Below are 22937 nucleotides of genomic sequence, written 5' to 3' on the forward strand. Positions count from 1 at the left end.
AGGAAAAAGAGAAGATGGAGCCATCTTCTCTTTTATCCTTTTTTTAACAGAATTTAATTTATTTAGAAAGACTTTTAACCCTTACAAATATCCATTATACTATAATAGAAGTTGCTTTAAGAAAGTAAAAGTACTATCTATATTCTGTTGATGATACATAATGGAGGAATCAATGTGATTGAATTTAAAAATGTTGGGTTAGTTTATCCAAATGGGACGGAAGGTCTTAAAAATATTAATGTTAAAATAAATGATGGAGAATTTGTAGTTATTGTTGGTTTATCCGGTGCAGGTAAATCAACTTTTATTCGAAGTATTAACAGATTAGTAACCCCTACATCTGGTACTTTACTTGTAGATAATGAAGACATCCTCCAATATCGCGGTAAAAAGCTGCGCGAACTTCGTACAAAAATCGGAATGATTTTTCAAAATTATAATTTAGTAAAGCGTTCGAATGTATTAAAAAATGTACTGGCAGGTCGCCTTGGACATACAGGAACATTACGATCTATTTTTGGTATGTATAAAAAGGAAGATATTGCACTTGCATACGAAAGCCTTAAACGGGTGAATATTGCTGATAAAATTTATAATCGTGCAGATGAATTAAGTGGTGGTCAGCAGCAACGAGTAAGTATTGCTCGTGTACTAACACAAAAACCATCCTATATTCTAGCAGATGAACCTGTAGCATCTTTAGATCCACCTACATCTCACCAAGTAATGACATATTTAAAGAAGATTAATAAAGAAGACAATATCACAACGATTGTCAATTTACATTTTATCGATATGGCTATGGAATATGCTGATCGGATTATTGGGATGCGTGCGGGTGAAATTGTTTTTGATGGTCCTGCTTCAGAAGTAAATGAAAAGACATTTGAACAAATTTATGGAAGAACAATTCGTGAGGATGATTTGCGTGGGGAGGCTGAGAAAGTTGAACAACCATGATCATAGATCAGCGCAGGTAAAAACACCTTCCATATATCCTACGAAAACAAAGGCACAAATAACCATTATATTTTTTATTGTTATTGGTTTTTATTTATATAGTATGGTGAAAACACAACAAGAAATGGTAGGTGGCTTTAACAACGCTATCAGTAATATGTGGAATGTGATGTTGAAATTCTTTCCACCGAATTTAGAAGTTATTGGTGCCGTATGGCCCCCAATGGCGACAACCATTCAAATGGCAATTATTGCAACAACTATTGCTACTATTTTAACGATTCCATTAGCACTACTATCTGCGCAAAATATTACAACATCTAAACCACTCTATTATACAACAAGAACCATACTTAATATTTTGCGTACGATTCCTGATTTGGTTCTAGCCGTTATCTTTGTTGGGTTATTTGGAATCGGTGTGTTACCAGGGATTTTAGCTCTGATTGTCTTTTCTTTAGGTATTTTAGCCAAATTAATTAGTGAGACCATTGAAGCGGTAGATATGAATCCATTAGAGGCAATGCGTGCATCTGGTGCTAATTCGATTCAAATGATTGCATATGGATTAGTCCCACAAGTTCTACCTCAATTTACATCTTTTGTTTTGTACGTATTAGAACTTAATATTCGTGCATCTGTCGTTCTAGGTTTAGTAGGTGCAGGTGGTATTGGACTAATTTTAGACCAACAGCTTGGATTTTATAATTATCCAAATGCAATGACCATTATTTTAGTCATCTTTGTCGTTGTCTTAACGATAGAATATATTAGTAATAAAATAAGGGAGGCATTGATTTAAATGAATACACAAACACTCCCACCGAAACCGAAAGTATCGATATGGAAAAAGATTAAGAGAGCCTTAATCGTATTGATTATCATTGCTATTTATGTTTGGACCTTTGTTGGAATTGAAATCGAATGGGACCGTGCTTTAGAAAGAATTAGTAGAAACTTCGGTGTCGTTATTCCAAAATTGCTTAGCCCAGATTGGTCACAATTAGGAAAAGTTAGTGCAAGCATGTTAGAAACTATCTTTATTGCATTTGCTGGAACATTTATGGCCGCCATATTAGCCCTCCCTTTAGGTTTCTTAGCAGCACAAAATATGTCAGGAAGTAAATTCATCGCTGGAATTGGTAAATGGATTTTATCAGCAATTCGTGCATTTCCAAATTTAATTCTAGCTATTTTATTCGTTGTTGCTGTTGGAGTGAACGCTTTTGCTGGGGTGCTTGCCATTGCAATTGGATCCATTGGAATGCTAGGAAAACTATATTCCGAAGTAGTTGAATCAATTGATATGAAAATTGTTGAAGCAATGGAAGCAACAGGTGCAAATAAGATTCAAATCTTATTTTACGGATATCTACCACAGATAATTCCGGAATTTTTATCCTATGCAATTTATCGTTTTGAAATCGATATTCGTGCTTCTTCTATTCTCGGCCTTGTTGGTGCAGGTGGTATTGGTACAATGATTCTATTTGCAGCAAATAACCGAGAATGGAATGAAATGGGTTTGATTTTATTAGCAATTATTATTGTTGTTACTGTGATTGACTTTTTCTCTGCAAGAATTAGGCGTAAAATAGTATAATACTAGTAAAAAAGAGGCGAAATGGGGTGGGGTATCTCATTTCGTTTTCTTTACATAATAGAAAGGATGATTTCTTTTTGGATAACAAACAAGTAATCAAAATAATATATACAAGTGATGTACATGGAAATGCCTTACCAATTATATATGGGACAAATAAGAAAGCACCGATTGGTTTAACCACATATGCAACCGTTGTTAAAAGGGCACGAGAAAAACATGAACATTTGCTTGTGTTAGATAATGGGGATTTAATTCAAGGGACACCATTTATGACTCATTATTTTAAAGAACATACAGATAAGGAAAATCCCGTCATTACATTAATGAATCATATTGGAATCGATGCAGCAATCATTGGAAACCATGAATTTAACTTTGGAAGGGATTTACTTAATAAATCTGTTCAACAATCACAATTCCCATGGCTTTCTGCAAATATTTTAAATGACGAAACAGATGACCCACTGTTCGGAAAACCTTATATAACGAAAACATTTACCAATGGAATAAAGATTGTAGTTGTTGGTGTTACAACCCATTTCATTCCTAATTGGGAAGCAGCTGAACATATTAAAGGGATACGCTTTCGGGACGCTTTTACAACGCTAAAGTCTTGGGTTCCCTATATTCATGAAAAAGAAAAGCCTGATATATTAATCGTATCTTATCATGGTGGCCTCGAACGAAATTTAGAAACAGGTAAACCGACAGAACCATTAACTGGAGAAAACCAAGGATACCAAATGGCTAAAGAAATAGACGGGATTGATATTTTACTTACTGGACACCAACATCGTGAGTTAACAGGGCAGATTGGAGACTCCCTTGTTATTCAACCCGGAAAACATGCCCACACCTATGGAGAAATTGATATTACATTACAATATCAACAAGATGAATGGATGATTATGGATAAACATGCTGAAGTAAAAGATCTAAAAAATATTCAAGCTGATCAAGAATTAATCAATAGAATAGAAGCCTTTGAAACATCTACACAAAAGTGGTTAGATGAACCAATTGGAACTATTGATGGCGATATGACAATCACTGACCCCTTTCAAGTAAGGATTAAAAAACATCCATTTATTGAGTTTATCCAACACGTCCAAATGGATGCAACCGGGGTAGATATTTCTGTTACTTCTTTATTAAATAATGAGTCAACCGGATTTTCCACACATGTAAAAATGCGTGATATCGTTTCTAATTATATTTATCCAAACACACTTACTGTACTTGCCTTAACCGGAAAAGATATCCTCTTGGCTTTAGAAAAAACAGCGACATATTTCACTATCGATAATGAGGAAGAAATTGCTGTAAATCCTAGCTATATCACCCCGAAACCACAACATTATAATTATGATATGTGGGAGGGAATCGAATACACCTTAAATATATCTAAACCAGTTGGTTCACGCGTAGAAAACGTAACCTATCATGGGAAACCATTAGAAGAAAAACAAACCTATCATGTCGCTATGAATAATTACCGTGCAGGTAGCGGTGGGAATTTTGATATGTTTAAAGGAAAGCCAGTAGTCAAAGACATTCAGCGGGATATGGTCACATTGATTCGTGAATATATTGAAAGACACGAGATCATTACTGCTAAAACTACAGATAACTTCCACATTATAAAATAAGAAGGGGCTGCTCAAAGGCAGGCCCTTCTTATTTTAATCATCTATATCAATAACTAATATCTCACCAGTATATGCATCAATTTCTATTTCTGCTTCTTGGTGTCCTTTGTCAATTTCAATTTCATAAATAAGACGTCCGTCATCTTCATCTAAATCAACACTTGTAATCGTCCCAGAGAATTCTTTTAATGCAATATTAGATGCTTCTTTTACATCAATAACGGTATTTTTATCCTTTGTGGTCTTATTATTTGTGTTATTTTCTTTCGCTGTCTCTTTTCCTTCTACAACATCATCATCATCTTTTTCTTCGATCACTATTTTTTTCGATTTGTTATCATCAGTGGTTTCTTTTGATTTTTTTGGTGAGATAATTTTTTCTTTTAATTTTAATACTTCCCCAGTGTTTCCGTCTAATTCTAAATCATATTCTTTATCTTTCACTTCTACTTCTACTTCATAAACAACCTTATTATGGTCTTTCTCTAATTCCATTTCTGTAATTTTTCCTGGATACTGTTCCATTACTAAGTTTTCAATATCCTCTGATGATAGCTTTGGTTCATCCTGTGATGCGCTGGATTGGTAGACACCAAAGCCAAATACGATTGCTAAAACAGCAGCACTAATTGTAATCCATCTTTTTTTATTCATGTTTTTGTTCCTCCTTTTATTTTCTAAATACATCATATCAACCGATTATGAGGGAACAATGTGATGAAGATTAGAATTTGATGAGAAATTATTTTTTCGGTAAATAGACAGTAAACGTTGAGCCTTCCCCGAGATTACTTTCCACTGTAATTTGTCCTCCATGTGCATGGGCAATTGATGTTGCAATAGGAAGTCCAAGCCCTGTACCACCTGTTTCCCTGCTTCTTGCTCTATCCACACGATAAAAGCGATCAAAAATTCGTTTCTGATCTTCCTTATCTATTCCTTCACCATAGTCCTTTACCTGAAGCACGACTTGATTCTTTTCTGAAAAAAGCCTAATATCAATTGGCGTTTCGCTATACTTAATTGCATTCATTACTAAAACATAAACGATTTGTTGTAACTGATTTTTATTCCCGTAAACATTATTTGTCCCACTTACTTGGTAATGAATATCACGATGATATGCGCCCTTTATCGTTTGAATGGTCCCTTGACAAACAGCTGAGAAATCCATCACCTCTCTTGTTGTATCCACTTCATTTTTAGCGAGTAATAACAATTGCTCAACTAAATGTTGCATTCGTTCTGATTCGGAATGGATGGCATCTACCGATTCTGAGAATACTTCTGGATTTTCCAAACCACGGCGCTTCAATAATTGAGCATAACTCTTGATAATTGCGATTGGCGTTTTTAATTCATGAGAAGCATCAGAGATAAATGTTTCTTGCTTTTGGAAGTTCTCTTCTAGCGCAGTTATCATTTGGTTAAAGGTTTGTTCCATTTCATATATTTCGTCTTTTGAACGATGATCCATGTCTATTTTCTGCCAATGTTTAGCAGTTGTGTTTTCCTTCATTGCCTGAATAAGTGCATGAATTGGCTTTAATAAAAATTGACTCAACATCTTACTGGCAAGAAGTGTTGGAGTCAACATGAGTATTGCTGCAATCACTAATACATATAATAATGTCTGCATGTTTTCCTGCAATGCTACCAGTTCTTTCGTAACCTCTAATATTACTACTTCCCCATCGTGCCAAATCATTGGTTTGGCAACAACAGCCATTTTGCCCAATTTTTTTGTTGTATATATTTTTTTTATTTCGGAGGGGGTAGAGATGGAGTCTTGTTCTAAATATGCTTTTCGTTTCGTTAATTGATGAAGAAAAGAACCATCCTCTGAAACAATCCGAATCATTCCATCGTTTGGTAAAAAGGCCCTTAATAATTCTTTTTCTACAACATCCGGATTTTCATTTAAAGCGGACATGACAGACTCTGTATGGGCATGTAACTCTTCTAACTCACTATCTGCTTGAACTTTATAGAACATAAAGTAAATGGCTGTATTAATAATAAGAAGTAAAAGAAGCATAAAAACACTAGAAAACAATTGAATTTTTGTTTTTAATTTCATGGCTTTATATCCTCTATCATATATCCAACACCACGAATGGTTTGAATATAGGAAACAAAAAATTTCTTATCGATTTTTTGCCGTAAATAACGAATATATACATCCACCACATTCGTATCTCCCATATAATCAAATCCCCATACATGTTCCATTAACTGATCACGTGTTAAGACCATGTTTTTATTTCGGACAAGAAATGTTAGTAAGTCAAATTCCCGACGTGTTAAATCAATTATCTCTTCGTTATGTGTTACTTCTCTTTTTTTTACATCAATTTGGAGTAGCCCAACATGAAGTAGTTGTTGATCCTCTTCTCGTACTTTATAATTTTGCCGTAATTGGGAGCGAATACGTGCTAGTAATTCTTCAATATCAAACGGCTTTGTAACATAATCGTTTGCCCCAAAGTCAAGCCCCCTCACTTTATCATGCACACGATCACGTGCGGTTAATAAGATAATGGGAGTCTCTTGATTCACTTTTCTATATTCACGTAACACATCCAACCCACTTATTTCAGGTAACATAATATCTAATAAAACTAAATCCCATGATTTTTCTTTAAGGAATTGCAAGGCCTGTTTACCATTAGCTGTAGTGACTACATCATAGCCTTCATAGGTTAATTCTAATTCTAATACACGGCTTAATTTTTCTTCATCTTCTACAATTAAGATTTGATTTTTATCCATCGTTATCACCACTTTTTTGAAACATTTAAGTTTGTCTACATTATCTTACATACGATCAATTATTTGCAAATTCAACCATAATAGGTGGATAATATAAGAATATCATGACGGAGAGGAGAATGACATGTTAGCTCTAGATCATATTGTTGTATCTGTAAAAGATGCTGAGAAAACAAGTGAAGAAAAGAGTGGAAGTCTATCCATAAAAGCGATTAAAGGCGGCAATCATGAGGAATGGGGAACATTTAATTATTTAGCTCACTTTGCAAACGATAGTTATTTAGAATGGCTATCCATTAATGATAAAACGAAAGCACAGGAATCTGATAATCCACTAATCCAGCATTTACTTTATATACAAGAAAAAGTGGAGGAACCTTTTCCTTTTCAATTTGCACTCCGGACAGATGATTTGGATGGATATATAGAGCATTTTAAAGCCAAGCAAATTCCATTTAAAGGTCCCATCCATGGAGAAAGAACAAAGCCTGATGGTACTACTTTAAAATGGCGAATGCTTTTTCCTGAATATAATATAGAGACAGAGATGCTGCCTTTTCTTATTCAATGGGATACACCAAATAAAGTGCCAGGATTAGATAATCCACAAGCAATTACAAGTATCAAGTACGGTGATCTATCAAAAGAAAAGTTCGCTCATATTTACCAATTAAAACCACGTAAAATCCAAAAAAATTACTTACGGTTACAAAATACAAAATTATATTTCACTAAAGATAAGCCTTTTTCCTATAAATTAACATAATATCTATTAATTGCATGGAAAGATGTCATTTATTTCTTATATTCTAACTAGTGATTTAACAAGTTAGGACTAGACTAAAAACAGATTCGCCTCATATCTGATGCGAATCTGTTCTATTCCTACCATCCTACCTCTCTTCATACTCTTTTTTATTGTACCAAGTAGTAGAGGGCTTTTCTTTGAGTCTGTCCTATGCTTTATACTCTACTTTTCCTAAGACATACGCGGCAAACAATCCAATTGCAAATGTGGCGACTGAGACAATAATTTGTGATGTTTCTCCCGGCCAGCCCGGAAATACAATCACTAAAGAACCAATAACAAAACCAATGATACATGCAAAGGTAGCTGTATAATAATTTTCTAAAAAATAATGAATGACTTTACTCATTACAACAATACCAATGACGATTCCTAATCCAGTCACAATAATAATATCAAATTGAAACTCTTTAAGTGCGTAAATAATCGTATTATAGGCACCGATAACTACCATAATCATGGATCCACTAATTCCTGGTAAAATCATAGCAGCACTTGCAAGGATTCCAGAGAAGAACAAAAATAAATAAACGGTTAATGAACGGCTTTCAATAACAGTTTCATTCGTACCTAAAAATACAATCGAACCAATTAATACTGCTCCAACGAAGAGAAGTAGAAAATGATTTGTTTTAAAGCTATTTCTCACATCTCCTTTATGGAATAAATAAGGAAGTACCCCAGCAATCAAGCCTAAGAAAAGGAATTGCAGTGGTCCTGGATGATACTTAATCAACCAGGTAATTACTCTACTTAAAGAAATAATTGCAATTGCTGCCCCTGCTCCTAAAGGAATAAGAAAGGCTAGATGCTTCTTCCACTCCTTACTAAAGAAGCCATTGATTGCTTCAATAAAGCGATCATAGATTCCAAGAATTAATGCAATCGTTCCACCACTCACACCTGGAATAAGATCACTTGCACCCATTAAAAATCCACGATATATATTTTTCCATTCCATAATTCAATCCCCTTTAAAAGTTCATTCTGCTTACAAGTTATTGATTGAATATCATGACAATAATTTATTGTACATGATATGAAATTCGTTGACTATCCAATTTATTGTTCTTCTTTAAATTCCAATTCTGGAACATACTGAGATAGATGCTGTTTTATTTCTTTATAATGTGTATCCGCATTTGGCAATTCATCATCTGTTAATTCATGCATTGGAGTAACTATCCATTCCCCATACGGGACATAAGTAGGCATGAACTTAGGTGAGTGAATTTCTATTCTTTCGTTCTCCCCAAATGTTTTGCTAATTTCACATTCAAAGATACCACCAATTTGCTTATACAACCCGTCTTGACCAGATAAAAAATTCCCTAAAGAATAAACAGCTAACATATGATTTCCATTTTTACCTTCAATCCATTCAATCGGTTGTAAAACATGTGGATGATGACCAATGACAAGATGTGCACCATGATCTGCTGCTAATTGCACAAGATACTTTTGTTCTTCACTTGGCATTCGTTCATATTCATTTCCGAAATGATAACTAACAACAACGACATCTGCTTGTTCTTTTACTAATTCAATTTCACTCGCAATCTTATCTTCATCAATGAGATTTACTAAAAAATCCTTTCCTTCTGGGACAGGTATTCCATTTGTACCATATGTATACGCTAAAAAAGCAACAGAAATTCCTGCATCTGTTTCGATAACCCGTAATTCACTACGGTCTAAGTCATCTTTATAGGACCCAACATACTTCATGTCGATATTCTCCCAGTGATGGATAGCATTTTGGATTGCCATTTCTCCTCTGTCTAATGTATGATTATTTGCCATGGATACGATTTGGACTCCTGCATCTTTTAGTGCATCCCCAACTTCATAGGGACTGTTAAAGGAAGGATAGGATGATAAACCAATTTCTTCTCCACCAATCATTGTTTCTTGATTGGCAAATGTAATATCAGCAGCCTGTAATGTTGGTTTTACTTTTTTAAAGAAAGGTTTAAAATCATAACCCTCTTTTGTTTTTGCTACATTATATACACGATCATGAATTAAAATATCTCCAATCGCTGCTAATGAAATTGTCTTTTTCCTTTCTGCAGGAGGTTTTTCCTTTATGGCGAGCGTTTTCATATCATGATTAGATGCGCTCATTTGATCAGGTTTATTCTTTGCTTCATTTCCACAAGCAGTACCAATTCCAATCAATACAAAGCAAATCAACAATAAAATTAATTTGTTCTTCATGTTGTATTCCTCTCTTGAGTCTTTTCTACTATAATACCATATACCATTATTTAAGAAGACAGATGTGAAATAGATGAAATTTTCCATTCTCCGAAACCTTTTCTTCCCTAAAACGTATATCACATTAGAGGAGGGTTTCAGATGTCAACACCTGCATTGGAATTATTAAAAGTTAAAAAAACAATTCGTAACAAGGAGATCATTAAAGGGCTTGATTTTACGGTAAATAAAGGGGAAGTTTTTGGATTTATTGGGCCGAATGGTGCTGGTAAGACAACAACTATTCGAATGATCGTTGGTCTCATGAAATTAACAGAAGGAGATATCCGGATTCTTGGTAATAGTATTAAAAGCAATTTTAAAGGGGCAATTGAAAAAGTAGGGGCAATTGTTGAAAATCCAGAATTATATCCTTATATGACTGGGTGGCAAAACTTAAAACATTACGCAAGAATGTTTCCCAATATAACAGATGAACGGATTAAAGAAGTCGTTTCAATCGTTAAAATGGAAAAACCGATACATCAGAAAGTAAAGCGTTATTCTCTGGGAATGAGACAGCGACTTGGAATTGCCCAAGCTATTCTACATAAACCTGCTGTCTTAATCCTTGATGAACCTACAAATGGTTTAGATCCAGCTGGGATAAGAGAAATCCGCCAATACATTCGGAAACTTGCTAAGGAAGAAGAAATTGCTGTTATTATTTCTAGTCACCTACTATCGGAAATAGAGCAAATGTGTGATCGAATCGGGATAATAAAAAATGGAGAACTAATTGCCATTCAAGATGTCCATGAGTCAAATGAAGGTGAACAGAAAACCAATAACGTCCCAATCTTACTTGATGCACACCCTATTGAAAAAGCAGAAGAAATTATTCAAACAACATTTCAAATTGAAGTACAAAAGCGAGAAGGTTTTCTGTCCTTTCAAAGTGAACGAGAACAAATACCTTCCATTATTCAATCATTAGTTCAACAGGATATTTCTATCTATCAAGTAGCAACTTCCAAAACAACATTAGAAGACAAATTCTTTGATTTGATTGGAGAGAATACCATTGAGTAACTTTTTAAAACTAATCTATAATGAAGTACTTAAAATATTTATTAAAAAGTCTACTTGGATCATGTTTGCCCTCCTGGCTATTATCTTAGTTGGATTTGCCTTTCTCAATAACACATTGGTTGAGGAATATACAAAAGATAATTGGAAAGATAAACTGCATCAGGAAAATATGGAACTACAAAAAGAACTTGATGAAGCCAAAGAAGGTTCAGATGACTTTTTTAAGGAATTTGCATTATCAGAGATTGAAAGGAATAATTATCATATTGAACACGATATCATGCCACTTCAAAACGGGGCATGGTCATTTGCACATGATGGATCTACTATATTAGGATTAGTCAGTATGTTCACGATTATCATTGCGGCAGGCATTGTTGCTAATGAATTTAATCATGGAACAATTAAATTACTACTCATTCGGCCAATCCAACGCTCAACCATTCTTTTATCAAAATATCTAACTGTCTTGTTATTTGGTCTCTTTACAACAATCATCTTGCTTTTCCTATCACTCGGAATTGGGGCCATCTTCTTCGGAATAGAAGAAATGCCACAAATCGTTTTAGAGCAACAAGATGGTTTTACACATGTATCATTAATCAAAGAGACAATCTTAAAATATAGTTATTATTTTGTTAATGTGATTATATTTGCTACACTTGCATTTATGATTTCTGTTCTGTTTCGTAGTAATGCCCTTGCGATTGGTGTTTCCATTTTTCTATTATTAACTGGAGGTGCCATTGTTCAGTTTTTATCTGATCGCGAATGGGCTAAATATATCTTATTTGCCAATACAAATTTAAAACAATATGCTAATGGGAGTCCTCCTTTCGAGGGGATGACATTATCCTTTTCCATAACTGTTTTAGCTGTCTATTATCTCATTTTCATTACCCTTACATGGTTTTCTTTTACAAAGCGAGATGTAGCGGGTACATGATATTCTTTCCAAAGGATAAAGCAATATGATATAAATAAGATAGAGTTATTCCGTCTAACTTATAATACTGGAGTGTTTCGCATGAAGCGACATATGACATCTATTTTCATTTTAGTAACAGCTATTATTTTAGTTTTTGGCTCCAAACTTCATTTTCAATGGAGTGGTATTGTTACATGGGGGCTAGCAGCTATCTGTTTATCAGTTGCTGCTTATTATACTAAGTATATTCCAAGTAACAAAAAGCAAGAAGATAAAAAAAGTGGGGAATAATCCCCCACTTTTTTATTACTTTTTATTACGTTTTGCTGCTTTTTCTCGCTCTGTTTTATTTAAAAGTTTCTTACGTAAACGAATGGAATCTGGAGTTACTTCACAGTATTCATCATCATTTAAATATTGCAATGCTTCCTCTAATGACATATCTCTTGTTTTTCGAATGGAGACAGTTTGATCTTTATTGGCAGAACGCATATTTGTTAAGTGTTTTTCTTTAGTAATATTCACTGTTAGATCATTTTCGCGATTATGTTCACCAACAATCATCCCGGCATATACTTCTGTACCAGGTTCAACAAAGATGACTCCTCTATCTTCTAATTGCATGATGCCATACGTAGAAGCATTTCCATTTTCAAGTGCGACAAGCGCACCTTCACGTCTGCCTCCAAGCTGACCTTGTACAATTGGCTGATATGAATCAAATGTATGATTAAAAATACCATATCCATGGGTTTGAGTCATAAATTCCATCGCATAACCTATTAACCCACGAGATGGGACTTTAAATTCTAGGCGAACTTGTCCATTTCCATAATTAATCATATCCAACATTTCGCCTTTTCGAGAACCAAGTGCCTCCATTACAGCTCCTGTGAATTGTTCTGGTACATCAATTTGTACCCGTTCGACTGGTTCACATTTTACCCCATCAATTTCTTTTATAATTACTTTCGGTTTGGATAATTGTAATTCAAATCCTTCCCGGCGCATATTTTCAATTAGAATGGATAAATGTAATTCTCCACGTCCGGAAACTGTCCAAGCATCTGGTGATTCAGTAGGTTCAACACGTAGACTAACATCTGTTTCCAACTGTTTCATCAAGCGCTCACGAATCTGCCTGGAAGTAATATACTTCCCTTCCTTTCCAGCAAAAGGGCTATTATTTACTAAAAATGTCATCTGTAATGTTGGTTCATCAATTCGAACTGGTGGCAATGCCTCTAAATGGCCTGGTTGACAAATGGTTTCTCCTACATTTAAATCTTCCATTCCAGATAGAGCAACAATATCGCCTGCTTTTGCCTCTTCAACTTCAATTCGTTTTAAACCGATAAAACCGAATAATTTAGTCACTCGGAAAGATTTGGTTGTGCCGTCGTTTTTCATGACAACGACTTGTTCACCAACACGGATTTTCCCGCGAAAGATTCTTCCAACACCAATTCGGCCAACATAGTCATTATAATCAAGTAAAGATACTTGAAACTGAAGCGGTTCTTCACTTTTTTCTTCAGGAGCTGGGATATGTTCCAAGATTGTCTTAAATATAGGGTCCATCGTATTTGTTTGTTTTTCTGGTTCTAATCCTGATGTACCATTTAATGCGGAGGCATAAACAACTGGAAATTCTACTTGTTCATCATCTGCCCCTAGATCAATAAATAAATCTAAGACTTGATCAATAACTTCATCTGGTCTTGCATTTGGTCGATCAATTTTATTCAACACAACAATTGGTGTTAATTTCTGTTCCAACGCCTTCATTAAAACAAAACGGGTCTGTGGCATTGTACCTTCATAGGCATCTACAACAAGGATAACTCCATCTACCATCTTTAAAATTCGTTCCACTTCTCCGCCGAAGTCAGCATGGCCTGGTGTATCTAAGATATTTATTGTTGTATCTTTATATTTTACAGCCGTATTCTTGGCCAGAATTGTTATTCCACGTTCCTTTTCAATATCATCTGAATCCATTACCCGATCATCAACTTGCTCATGTTCATGAAATGTTCCTGAATATTTTAATAGTTGGTCAACCAACGTCGTTTTTCCATGGTCAACGTGTGCAATAATAGCAATATTTCGTATGTTTTCTCTTCGTTGCATCGGCAACGCTCCTCTCTACATAACAACTTAACTAGTATAGCATAACATTCTTTTTGTTAGGATATCTTTCATAAATTTTTTTCGTTTTTTCTTTAACTACTTTTATAAACTTTGTTGTTGTGTCAAATTTTCCCTTAGTCAGTGGCATTTCACAGCCCATTAACCTGCGGAAAAAACTCCAATAACAACATAATTCAAAAACAATCTTACTTTTTTTCTAGTTGCTGAAAAACAATTGTAAATTTTGCCCCACCAAGGTCAGAATCACCTACTTCGATTTTCCCATCTGAACGTTCAATAATCGCTCGTGATATAGCTAATCCTAAACCTGTTTCTCCATGTTTACCTTTCACAAATCGTTGAAAAATATGTGGAATAATCTCTTTTGAAATACCTCTTCCGTCATCTTCAATCGTCAAATATATGAATTGATTTTTCGAAAATAAACGAATACGAACAACGGTTGCTGCATGTCTGATACCATTAGATGTTAAATTTAACATTGCTCGTAATAATTTCTCCTGATCTGCTGTCACTACTAAGTTTGGTGTTACACTATAATCCAATGTGATGTCTTTATCATTTGCCAGTGGCACCATTCGATCAATGACTTGTTCCACTATTTTCGCAAGGTCAACAGATGTTTCTTGATACACCGTTTTTTCACTTTCTAATTTCGCCAAGATGGTCATTTCATTAATGATTTTCTTCAAGCGTTTTACTTCCATGACCATTACTTCTAGACCCTTTTCGGTCTCGTCCTGATCAAAAACACCCTCTTTTATTCCTTCAGCATACCCTTGAATTGTCATAAGTGGTGTTTTTAATTCATGACTTGCGTTTTGAAAAAATGTTTGCTGAGAATTAATGTAGCGCTGTAATTCATTTGCCATTTCATACACACTTTTAGCAACCTCATGGATTTCACCAGTTGCCTCAATTGGTTCTATTTCGTCAAATTTTCGTTGTTCAATTTTCTTTAATTGATATTTTAAATGGGTTAATGGTGTAACCATTTTTCGTGTTAAAAAATAGCTTAATATAACCGCTACAATTGCCCCAATTAGAAATACTAATAATAAACGGGTAAAGAAATCATGTTGAACAAGTTTTAGGTCATGTAAAGGAGTTAACAAAATTAATTCTAATCCTGTTGTACGTGGATAAAATAAGATTCGGGATTGAACATATTTATCCTTCCTATATTCCATTAGATTCGAATGCATATTCGAAAAGTCATTTGCTTTTAGAAATCCTTCAACAACTTCATTTGACATGGTAGAATATCGTACAGTATCTGTTTCACGGTCATATAAAAAAAGCTGGAGATCTTGTTGCTTAAGAAATGTATTAAACTGCTCAATATTATCTCTTGTCTGATATTGTTCATTTAATACCTTTACAATAATTTCTCCTTTTTGCTCTAATTGACGTTGTTCATTGGAGATAAGCAAGTCCATGATTAAAGAATAAATCACAAAGCCGGTAATTGTCATAATAATGATAAGTAACATAGTAAATGCGGCATTTAGTTGATCTTGCAGTTTCATTTGTCTTCCTCTTTATCACGTAAACGATAACCATAACCCCAAACTGTTTCTAAGGGGATTTTATCGATTTTTTTGCGAATTCGTTTAACTAAATCGTCCACTGCACGATCACTTCCAAAATAATCATCTCCCCATACTTTTATAAGAAGCTCTTCTCGTGAAAATGCTCGATTCATATTCTCTGCTAAAAGAAGTAACATATCAAACTCCTTTGTTGTTACTTCCTTTTCTTCTCCATTCCAAAATAGACGCCGATCATTTCTATAAATGAGTAAATCACCTATTTTAAGGCGATCATCATCCACATCCTGGTGTTTTAGCATCACATCTACTCGCTTAAACAAACGTTTGACCCTGGCAACTAATTCACGGGGGCTAAACGGTTTTGTTAAATAGTCGTCCCCACCTAATTCTAGTCCAAGGATTTTATCAATCTCTTCATCTTTGGCAGATATTATAATAATCGGTACATTACTTTCTTTTCGTATTCTTTTACAAAAATCATAGCCATCCATTCCAGGTAACATAAGGTCCAATATCCACATATCTGGGGGATTTTTCTTCCATAGTTCCCAACCATCTTCTGCAGAACTTAGTAGTGAAATTTGAAAACCTTCTTGTTTTAAAAATGCTGCAACAATATTTTGGATATTCGAATCATCTTCTACAATACCGATATGTTTCATCTCTTTCAAACCCCCATCCTTGTTCACCTATCTCTATTTTCTCATAATTATTATATATTGAACAATGTTTTACAAATTTCAATTTACATAGGTCTGCCACAATTATACCAAACGAATACAAACTTCTTGATGTAAATTAAGTATATAGTAGATAATAATAGTATATAGTATGATTTTTTATGAAGGAGGATTTTTTATGAATCAAGATGATAATAAATCGTTTGAACAATCTACAGAAGAGCAACCGAATATAGACGGAAGTACAGAAGAAACCGAAAAAAATCCTACTGCGAATCAACAGACGGATGAGCCTGGTGCTCCGTTACGTAATAATGAAGGAGATACACAAAAAAAGAAAGGCTTTACTTGGTCAGCATTTTTCAGTGGTATGCTTGGTGGTCTAGTTCCTATAGTAGTTGTGGTCGTACTTATGATGAACAATATAATCCCACTTCCATTCTCAGACATTGAAGATTCAAATACGACAAATAAAGAAAACACAGAAAAGACAGAAGTCATAACGACAACTGCTAAAGAAGATGCACAAACATCATCTGATATTTCTGAGGTTTCTAAAGCAGTAGTCGGAGTCGTGAACCTCCAACAAGCAAATATTTGGGAACCAAGTGAAGAAATTGGTAGTGGTTCCGGAATTGTATATAAAAAGAAAGATGGGAAAGCCTATATTGTTACAAATGAACACGTTGTTCAAGATGCTCAAGAAGTGGAGATTGTATTCTATGATGACAAACGTGTTAATGCAAGAGTACTAGGTACAGACAAATTAACAGATCTAGCTGTTTTAGAAATAGACGGAAAACATGTCGATACAGTGGCTAACCTTGGTTCATCGGAGGATTTAAAAGTAGGAGAAACAGTGTATGCCATTGGGAACCCATTAGGTATTGAATTTGCTAACTCCTTAACAAAAGGAATAATTAGTGGATTAAATCGTTCTATTAGCGTGGATACGAGTGGAAATGGTCAACCTGATTGGATAACAGAAGTCATTCAAACAGATGCAGCCATTAATCCTGGAAATAGTGGTGGTGCTTTAGTTGATGCAGATGGAAATGTAATTGGAATCAATTCGATGAAAGTAGCCCGCCAAGCTGTAGAAGGAATTGGTTTTGCAATTCCAATTGATTCAGCACTACCAATTATGAACCAATTAGAAACAAATGGAGAAGTGTCCAGGCCTTATATCGGGATTAGTTCTGCACCACTTAGTCAAGTCCCACCACAATATAGAAATCAAATCGTCTTACCAAATGATATTGAAGGTGGAATGGTTATTGCAAGTGTTGAAGCAGGATCTCCTGCAGATAAAGCTGGCTTACAACAATTTGATATCATTACAAAAATTAATGGTAATGATGTTACATCCATTTTAGAATTAAGAAAACTCCTCTATTCTGAAGCAAATGCAGGTGAGGAAATAAAAGTAGAATTATATCGAGATGGAAAAAAGCAAAACGTCCAATTGAAACTGGTTAAAAGAAGTGTCTAAATCAATTACCCCCCCAACAACAAGGAATTGCTTGTTGTTGGGGGGTTTATTATTGTACCGTTAGTTTCAATGATTGTTACAGCCCAATTATATATTGTCTTCTTCCATCATTTCATGCGTTTCTAATTTTGTTTGATTTAATGAATCTTCAATGTTCATTCCATCTAATTGGTCTGATGACATATTCTCAATTGCTTCTACATGCCCGACATGCTCATCTTTATTTGGATACATCTCATTATAATCTTTCCTGTCACCAAAGAAGTCTGAAGGTGTTTCGCTTGTTCCATATTGACTTACTTCTTGCCATGCATCTTCTGCATCATATATTACTTGTGTTTCTTCTGTGGTATCATCTGGATTTATATTAGGACTATATACTTGTTCCTCAATTGGCCGATCGTTTTCATAGATAGTATCCTTTGCATGATCAATACAGCGTGCTGTTGTAGGAATGGCTTCTAATCGTTCGTATGGTATATCTTTTCCGCATTCTGTACAAATACCATATGATCCCTCATCAAATGCGTAAAGTGCTTTATTAATATCTTCTAATTCCTTTTCTGCGTGTTCATTTAAGGCAATATCTTTTCCCCGTTCATATAACTCTGTTCCTTGATCCCCTGGGTGGTTATCATAATTGGACAAATCACCAGTTGTTTGCCGAATAGCATAATCCAAACCAAAATGATCCCTTACCTGAGGTATTAATTCATTCTGGCGGTCGATTAGTGACGATTTTAATTGACTTTTTTGTGATTGTGATAGCAAGACTTTTCTGCCTCCTCACTTCCATAAAACATCATTTACGCAATTAATGATTATTGATACTTTGTGTTAAAAAATATAGTTCATGCAAGTATTTTATTCCCAAATTTTAAAGGATTATTGTGTAATTACCGCGTATATATAGGGTAGGGAGATGATATAAATGGATAAAAAAAATACAATCATTGGATTTATCGGTACAGGCGTTATGGGGTCCGGAATGATTCATAATTTACAAAAAGCTGGTTATAATGTACATATCTTTACTAGGACAAAAGAGAAAGCAAAAGCACTTATAGAACAAGGAGCAACTTGGGAAAATAGTATTGAAGAGCTCGCCAATAGAGCAGATGTCCTTATTACGATGGTTGGATATCCCAAGGATGTAGAAGACATTTACTTTGGCGAAAAGGGAATATTAAAAAATGTGAAAAAGGGTACTTATATTATTGATATGACAACATCCAAGCCATCGCTTGCCACTCAGATATATGATGCTGCCATTGAAAAAGGTGTTCATGCATTAGATGCGCCTGTTTCTGGTGGGGATATCGGAGCACAAAATGGAACACTTGCGATTATGGTTGGTGGAAACGAAGAAGCATTTCAGGCAGTACGTCCTATCTTGGAAGTAATGGGAAACAATGTTATTTTACAGGGAGAAGCCGGTGCTGGCCAACATACAAAGTTAACCAATCAAATCACAATTGCTTCTAATATGATTGGTGTTTCGGAAGCAATTATGTATGCTAAAAAAGCTGGACTTGATCCAGTACGTGTTCTTGACAGTATCACAACTGGAGCTGCAGGAAGTTGGTCACTATCTAACTTAGCACCACGAATGATTGCAGGTGACGAAGAACCTGGATTTTATGTGAAGCACTTTATTAAAGATATGAAAATCGCCCTAGAATCAGCAAAAGAAATGGGCCTTAAAACACCTGGACTAGCCCTATCACTTGAGCTGTATCAAGAGCTTGCACAAAAAGGGAATGAAGATCGCGGAACGCAAGCATTAATTAAATTATTTGAATAGGTGATTGAAACCATGGGGATAATTCCCAACCTAAAAGATGACATCTTCACAAATGATGTCATCTTACTTTTTTCGTTTCGTTATTTCCCTTTGAACAATAAATGCTAAATCATAATTGCCAAAAGCCTGTAATACTTGTAAGAGCGTAGTATCCGGAATTTCATCTGCCTCTTCTTTATCTACCGTTAATAAAATAACTTCTTGTAAGACTTCGTTTTTCAATTGTTCTGGGTAAGCCTCGTGATATAGTGCTTCTGGATCCAAATTGTGGTTTACACACCATTGTGCATAAATGAGAATCATCATTTTTTCATCTCGCTGATAATTTTCAATCACTTTTTCATTCATTTCTTTATCCAATCTCTATTCCACCTTATCTGCTTTCTTTAGACAAAAAATCCACATAAATGATAATGCTTGCTGTAATTGTTCAGATAAACCTTCATAATGTTTGCTTTTTACTTCTTTTTTGTATACTCCAAAACCATCTATATATGTGAAGCCATTTTCTAGTGCCATTTTTTCAAATTCCCATGGCATCATCGTATTACAAATGGTATTTTTACCGTATATTCTTGGATAACTATTTCTTCGTGGACCCGCCGTTGGACCTAAGATACCTGTAAACAGTAGACCGTCTATTTTTAATACACGGCGAATTTCCTGTAATCCATGGAGTGGATCTTCTAACCATTCCAATACATTAATCGCCATGACTCCATCAAATATGCTATCTTGAAAAATTAATTCATGAATACTCCCTTGCTGAAAAGAGATGTCTTTATGTTGTTTACTCGCCAATTCAATCATTTCTTCTGACAAATCCATCCCTGTAACATCAAATCCAGCTAATGATAATCGATGGGATCCATAACCATCACCACAACCAATATCTAATATATGATCATTTTTTTGTAAATGAGTCTTTATAAAAGGAATAATTTCTTTTCTACTTCCACGATTCCACATGTTTTCACTACGTTCGTTCCATTGTGTTGCTTCTTTATTCCATTGTTTTTTTGTTTCTGTTTGCCAATCAAATCTCCCTCGCAAATAATCGCCCCCCTCTCGATTTATCATTATTTCATTATTTAAACTTTATTATATCCCTTTTCCACTACTTTTTCCAAAATAAAAAAGGTTCATCCCCAATATGAGGATAAACCTTCTTCATTTATAAATTATAATTTTGTAACGTTTGCAGCTTGTGGGCCACGGTTACCTTCAACGATTTCAAATTCAACGTCTTGACCTTCTTCAAGAGTTTTGAAACCTTCTCCTTCGATCGCTGAGAAGTGTACGAAAACATCGTCACCGTCTTCACGCTCGATAAAACCGAAACCTTTTTCAGCGTTAAACCATTTTACTTTTCCAGTCATTCGAACAACCTCCTTATCAAACATAGTGTTGCAAAGTAATTGAATCATGAATACTTTTACACCACTTTGGTAAAGAGATCGTAAAAAATTATTCAACCTTCAATTTCCTTTTGCTATCTTTAACTTTACCTCTTTGTGGTGTTGATTGCAAGTAATAAGGAAAATAAATTTTAGATTCTTTTTTAGATATTTATTTCCTCCCCCATATTATTGGATATTATGAAAATCATATTCATTTTCTTGCCTCCAACAAGTGTATATATTGTTGCTATTTGCCATAGCACAAAATGCTTGGGGGTTTTTCTATTATTTTAAACGTAGGTCTTTCTTTTTTCTGAAATAACTACAAAGACAACGGACAGTGCCATCAATATAATCATACCACTAATTAATACTTTTTCTCCCAATGGGGCTTGTTGTTCCGATATGTAGGAATTAGTAGAGACAGCTTGTTCTTGATCTGCACTTAAAACAACTTGTGAATCAGTATTTTGCTCCATTGGTTGTTTTTCTACGGTTGATTCAGCAAATACTTGAGGAGCAAATAAAAGACTTAAAACTAACAAAGGGATACAAAACACAAGAGCTTTTTTCATTTTAATCACCTTTTCTGATTGATAGGCATTCTCAATCGTGCTTAAAAAAATTTATTAGCAATACATGGATTATTTTAAATTTATTTGGACCACAAAATATATTAAATGATAATGATTATCATTTCTATTATCTCGATTATAGTATGATACCATTCTTTTGTCAACATTTAGTGTAAACGCATACAAAAATTAATGGTAATTTTCATATTTTCTAACAAATGATATTGACTCTTATGAAGAATTTCATTATAGTAAAAGTAAGTTAATAACATAAACATGTGATGGAGATATGGAGCCCACACTACATTGGAATATACTTACTATAAGTATGTCCACTGCAGTGTGGGCTTTTTGTATATGTAGGGAATGTTATTAACACAATATTATAAAAGGGGTGGTTATCTTGACAGAATTTATGGGTGAATTATTAGGTACCATGGTTTTAATCATCTTAGGTGTTGGCGTAGTTGGCGGTGTGCTGTTAAAATGGTCTAAAGCAGAAGGTGCAGGCTGGATCGTCATTACACTTGGTTGGGGTTTAGCTGTTGTGATGGGAGTTTATGTAGCAGGTACTGCATCAGATGCTCATATTAATCCAGCAGTTACGCTAGGATTTGCTGCTATTGGAGAATTTCCTTGGAGTAAAGTACCAACATATATAGCCGGACAAATGATTGGTGCTATAATTGGTGCCGCTATAGTATTTTTCAACTACTTACCTCATTGGAGAGAGACAGAAAGTAAACGTACAAAATTAGATGTTTTCGCAACAGCGCCGGGAACTTCAGAAGTTGTAAGAAAGCCCTTACAAAACCTCGTGAGTGAGATAATTGGTACTTTTATTCTTGTAATGGGGTTATTATTTATTGGAGCGAATGCGTTTTCAGAAGGATTAAATCCAATTGTTGTCGGGCTTTTAATTATTGTTATTGGTACATCTTTAGGTGGAGCAACAGGTTATGCGATTAATCCTGCTCGTGACCTTGGGCCAAGAATCGCACACGCCCTATTACCTATTCCTGGTAAAGGTGGATCAGACTGGGGGTATGCATGGGTTCCTGTCATTGGCCCAATTATTGGTGGAATATATGGTGCTTTATTTTACAAGGCGTTTACGATGAACGAATTTACAATCGCTTTTTGGATAACATCTGCTCTTGTTGCTATCTTGATGATTGGAGCAGCAGTGAATGAATTAAAAGGACAAAAAGCATCAAATACAAACGTAAAGAATAAAATGGTTTAAAAAGGAAGGGGAAATAGAC

24 protein-coding genes are annotated in these 22937 nt (G+C 34.7%); 11 read left to right on the plus strand and 13 right to left on the minus strand.

Translation table 11 applies throughout. The annotated features are described in order from the left end of the window. Positions 1-174 precede the first annotated feature (174 nt). The 4 genes from phnC (at position 175) to FHP05_RS12505 (ending at position 4215) form a co-directional block, all read left to right on the plus strand. Positions 175-960: a phosphonate ABC transporter ATP-binding protein gene (gene phnC, locus FHP05_RS12490; protein ID WP_147668727.1), complete on the plus strand. Its 786-nt coding sequence runs from the start codon at positions 175-177 to the stop codon at positions 958-960. Next, positions 947-1762, plus strand: coding sequence for a phosphonate ABC transporter, permease protein PhnE (gene phnE, locus FHP05_RS12495; RefSeq protein WP_230974001.1), 816 nt, complete (start codon positions 947-949; stop codon positions 1760-1762). The genes phnC and phnE (FHP05_RS12495) overlap by 14 nt, the downstream gene beginning before the upstream one ends. Continuing rightward, positions 1763-2563 carry a phosphonate ABC transporter, permease protein PhnE gene (gene phnE, locus FHP05_RS12500; RefSeq protein WP_147668728.1) on the plus strand — a complete coding sequence of 267 codons (801 nt, stop codon included), beginning with the start codon at positions 1763-1765 and terminating at the stop codon, positions 2561-2563. Between the two features lie 77 nt (positions 2564-2640). Then, positions 2641-4215, plus strand: coding sequence for a bifunctional metallophosphatase/5'-nucleotidase (locus FHP05_RS12505; protein WP_147668730.1), 1575 nt, complete (start codon positions 2641-2643; stop codon positions 4213-4215). A gap of 33 nt (positions 4216-4248) precedes the next feature. Here FHP05_RS12505 and FHP05_RS12510 read toward each other — a convergent pair whose 3' ends face one another. The 3 genes from FHP05_RS12510 to FHP05_RS12520 all read right to left on the minus strand — a co-directional run bounded on the left by FHP05_RS12510 (position 4249) and on the right by FHP05_RS12520 (position 6987). Next, the gene (locus tag FHP05_RS12510) at positions 4249-4869 is read right to left on the minus strand and encodes a PepSY domain-containing protein (protein ID WP_191126346.1); all 621 of its coding nucleotides are present in this window, start codon (positions 4867-4869) and stop codon (positions 4249-4251) included. An 88-nt stretch (positions 4870-4957) separates the two neighbouring features. After that, positions 4958-6295: an ATP-binding protein gene (locus tag FHP05_RS12515; protein ID WP_147668734.1), complete on the minus strand. Its 1338-nt coding sequence runs from the start codon at positions 6293-6295 to the stop codon at positions 4958-4960. Beyond that, entirely contained in the window at positions 6292-6987 is a 696-nt protein-coding gene (locus FHP05_RS12520; RefSeq protein WP_147668736.1) for a response regulator transcription factor, read from the minus strand. Before FHP05_RS12520 ends, FHP05_RS12515 begins: the two co-directional genes overlap by 4 nt. A 124-nt stretch (positions 6988-7111) precedes the next feature. On the opposite strand from FHP05_RS12520, the gene FHP05_RS12525 reads away from it, so the two are divergent. Further along, positions 7112-7753, plus strand: a complete 642-nt coding sequence (locus tag FHP05_RS12525; protein WP_147668738.1) for a VOC family protein — start codon at positions 7112-7114, stop codon at positions 7751-7753. Positions 7754-7943: 190 nt separating this feature from the next. Here FHP05_RS12525 and FHP05_RS12530 read toward each other — a convergent pair whose 3' ends face one another. Continuing rightward, positions 7944-8756 carry a DUF368 domain-containing protein gene (locus FHP05_RS12530; protein WP_147668740.1) on the minus strand — a complete coding sequence of 271 codons (813 nt, stop codon included), beginning with the start codon at positions 8754-8756 and terminating at the stop codon, positions 7944-7946. Between the two features lie 101 nt (positions 8757-8857). Then, complete coding sequence (locus FHP05_RS12535) at positions 8858-10015, minus strand: CapA family protein (RefSeq protein ID WP_147668742.1); 1158 nt, start codon at positions 10013-10015, stop codon at positions 8858-8860. 141 nt (positions 10016-10156) lie between these two features. On the opposite strand from FHP05_RS12535, the gene FHP05_RS12540 reads away from it, so the two are divergent. The 3 genes from FHP05_RS12540 (at position 10157) to FHP05_RS12550 (ending at position 12305) form a co-directional block, all read left to right on the plus strand. After that, entirely contained in the window at positions 10157-11086 is a 930-nt protein-coding gene (locus tag FHP05_RS12540; protein ID WP_147668744.1) for an ABC transporter ATP-binding protein, read from the plus strand. Further along, positions 11079-12032, plus strand: a complete 954-nt coding sequence (locus tag FHP05_RS12545; protein ID WP_147668746.1) for an ABC transporter permease subunit — start codon at positions 11079-11081, stop codon at positions 12030-12032. The genes FHP05_RS12540 and FHP05_RS12545 overlap by 8 nt, the downstream gene beginning before the upstream one ends. Positions 12033-12113: 81 nt before the next feature. Beyond that, positions 12114-12305: a hypothetical protein gene (locus FHP05_RS12550; protein ID WP_147668748.1), complete on the plus strand. Its 192-nt coding sequence runs from the start codon at positions 12114-12116 to the stop codon at positions 12303-12305. A gap of 15 nt (positions 12306-12320) precedes the next feature. Here FHP05_RS12550 and typA read toward each other — a convergent pair whose 3' ends face one another. The 3 genes from typA to FHP05_RS12565 form a co-directional block, all read right to left on the minus strand. Further along, positions 12321-14147 (minus strand): translational GTPase TypA, encoded by a 1827-nt coding sequence (typA, locus tag FHP05_RS12555; RefSeq protein ID WP_147668750.1) that lies wholly within the window; start codon positions 14145-14147, stop codon positions 12321-12323. 206 nt (positions 14148-14353) lie between these two features. Next, complete coding sequence (locus FHP05_RS12560) at positions 14354-15697, minus strand: sensor histidine kinase (RefSeq protein WP_147668752.1); 1344 nt, start codon at positions 15695-15697, stop codon at positions 14354-14356. Then, positions 15694-16383 carry a response regulator transcription factor gene (locus FHP05_RS12565; protein WP_147668754.1) on the minus strand — a complete coding sequence of 230 codons (690 nt, stop codon included), beginning with the start codon at positions 16381-16383 and terminating at the stop codon, positions 15694-15696. Before FHP05_RS12565 ends, FHP05_RS12560 begins: the two co-directional genes overlap by 4 nt. Before the next feature lie 196 nt (positions 16384-16579). Between FHP05_RS12565 and FHP05_RS12570 the strand changes: the two genes are divergently transcribed. Beyond that, positions 16580-17893, plus strand: a complete 1314-nt coding sequence (locus FHP05_RS12570; RefSeq protein WP_147668756.1) for a S1C family serine protease — start codon at positions 16580-16582, stop codon at positions 17891-17893. 87 nt (positions 17894-17980) lie between these two features. Here FHP05_RS12570 and FHP05_RS12575 read toward each other — a convergent pair whose 3' ends face one another. Further along, positions 17981-18664, minus strand: coding sequence for a TraR/DksA C4-type zinc finger protein (locus FHP05_RS12575; RefSeq protein ID WP_147668758.1), 684 nt, complete (start codon positions 18662-18664; stop codon positions 17981-17983). Positions 18665-18824: 160 nt separating this feature from the next. On the opposite strand from FHP05_RS12575, the gene FHP05_RS12580 reads away from it, so the two are divergent. Further along, a complete protein-coding gene (locus tag FHP05_RS12580; protein ID WP_147668760.1) occupies positions 18825-19697 on the plus strand; it encodes an NAD(P)-dependent oxidoreductase in 873 nt (290 codons plus the stop codon). Positions 19698-19760: 63 nt separating this feature from the next. On the opposite strand, the gene FHP05_RS12585 is transcribed toward FHP05_RS12580, so the two are convergent. The 4 genes from FHP05_RS12585 to FHP05_RS12600 all read right to left on the minus strand — a co-directional run bounded on the left by FHP05_RS12585 (position 19761) and on the right by FHP05_RS12600 (position 21672). Beyond that, positions 19761-20045 carry a hypothetical protein gene (locus tag FHP05_RS12585; RefSeq protein ID WP_147668912.1) on the minus strand — a complete coding sequence of 95 codons (285 nt, stop codon included), beginning with the start codon at positions 20043-20045 and terminating at the stop codon, positions 19761-19763. A gap of 15 nt (positions 20046-20060) precedes the next feature. Then, positions 20061-20750: a class I SAM-dependent methyltransferase gene (locus FHP05_RS12590; protein WP_230974002.1), complete on the minus strand. Its 690-nt coding sequence runs from the start codon at positions 20748-20750 to the stop codon at positions 20061-20063. 128 nt (positions 20751-20878) lie between these two features. Continuing rightward, a complete protein-coding gene (gene cspD, locus FHP05_RS12595; protein WP_147668764.1) occupies positions 20879-21076 on the minus strand; it encodes a cold-shock protein CspD in 198 nt (65 codons plus the stop codon). Positions 21077-21387: 311 nt separating this feature from the next. Continuing rightward, entirely contained in the window at positions 21388-21672 is a 285-nt protein-coding gene (locus tag FHP05_RS12600; protein ID WP_147668766.1) for a hypothetical protein, read from the minus strand. Positions 21673-22075: 403 nt separating this feature from the next. On the opposite strand from FHP05_RS12600, the gene FHP05_RS12605 reads away from it, so the two are divergent. Further along, the gene (locus tag FHP05_RS12605) at positions 22076-22918 is read left to right on the plus strand and encodes an MIP/aquaporin family protein (RefSeq protein ID WP_147668768.1); all 843 of its coding nucleotides are present in this window, start codon (positions 22076-22078) and stop codon (positions 22916-22918) included. Positions 22919-22937 lie beyond the last annotated feature (19 nt).

The organism is Cerasibacillus terrae (genome assembly GCF_008039555.1).
Classification (GTDB): domain Bacteria; phylum Bacillota; class Bacilli; order Bacillales; family Amphibacillaceae; genus Cerasibacillus; species Cerasibacillus terrae.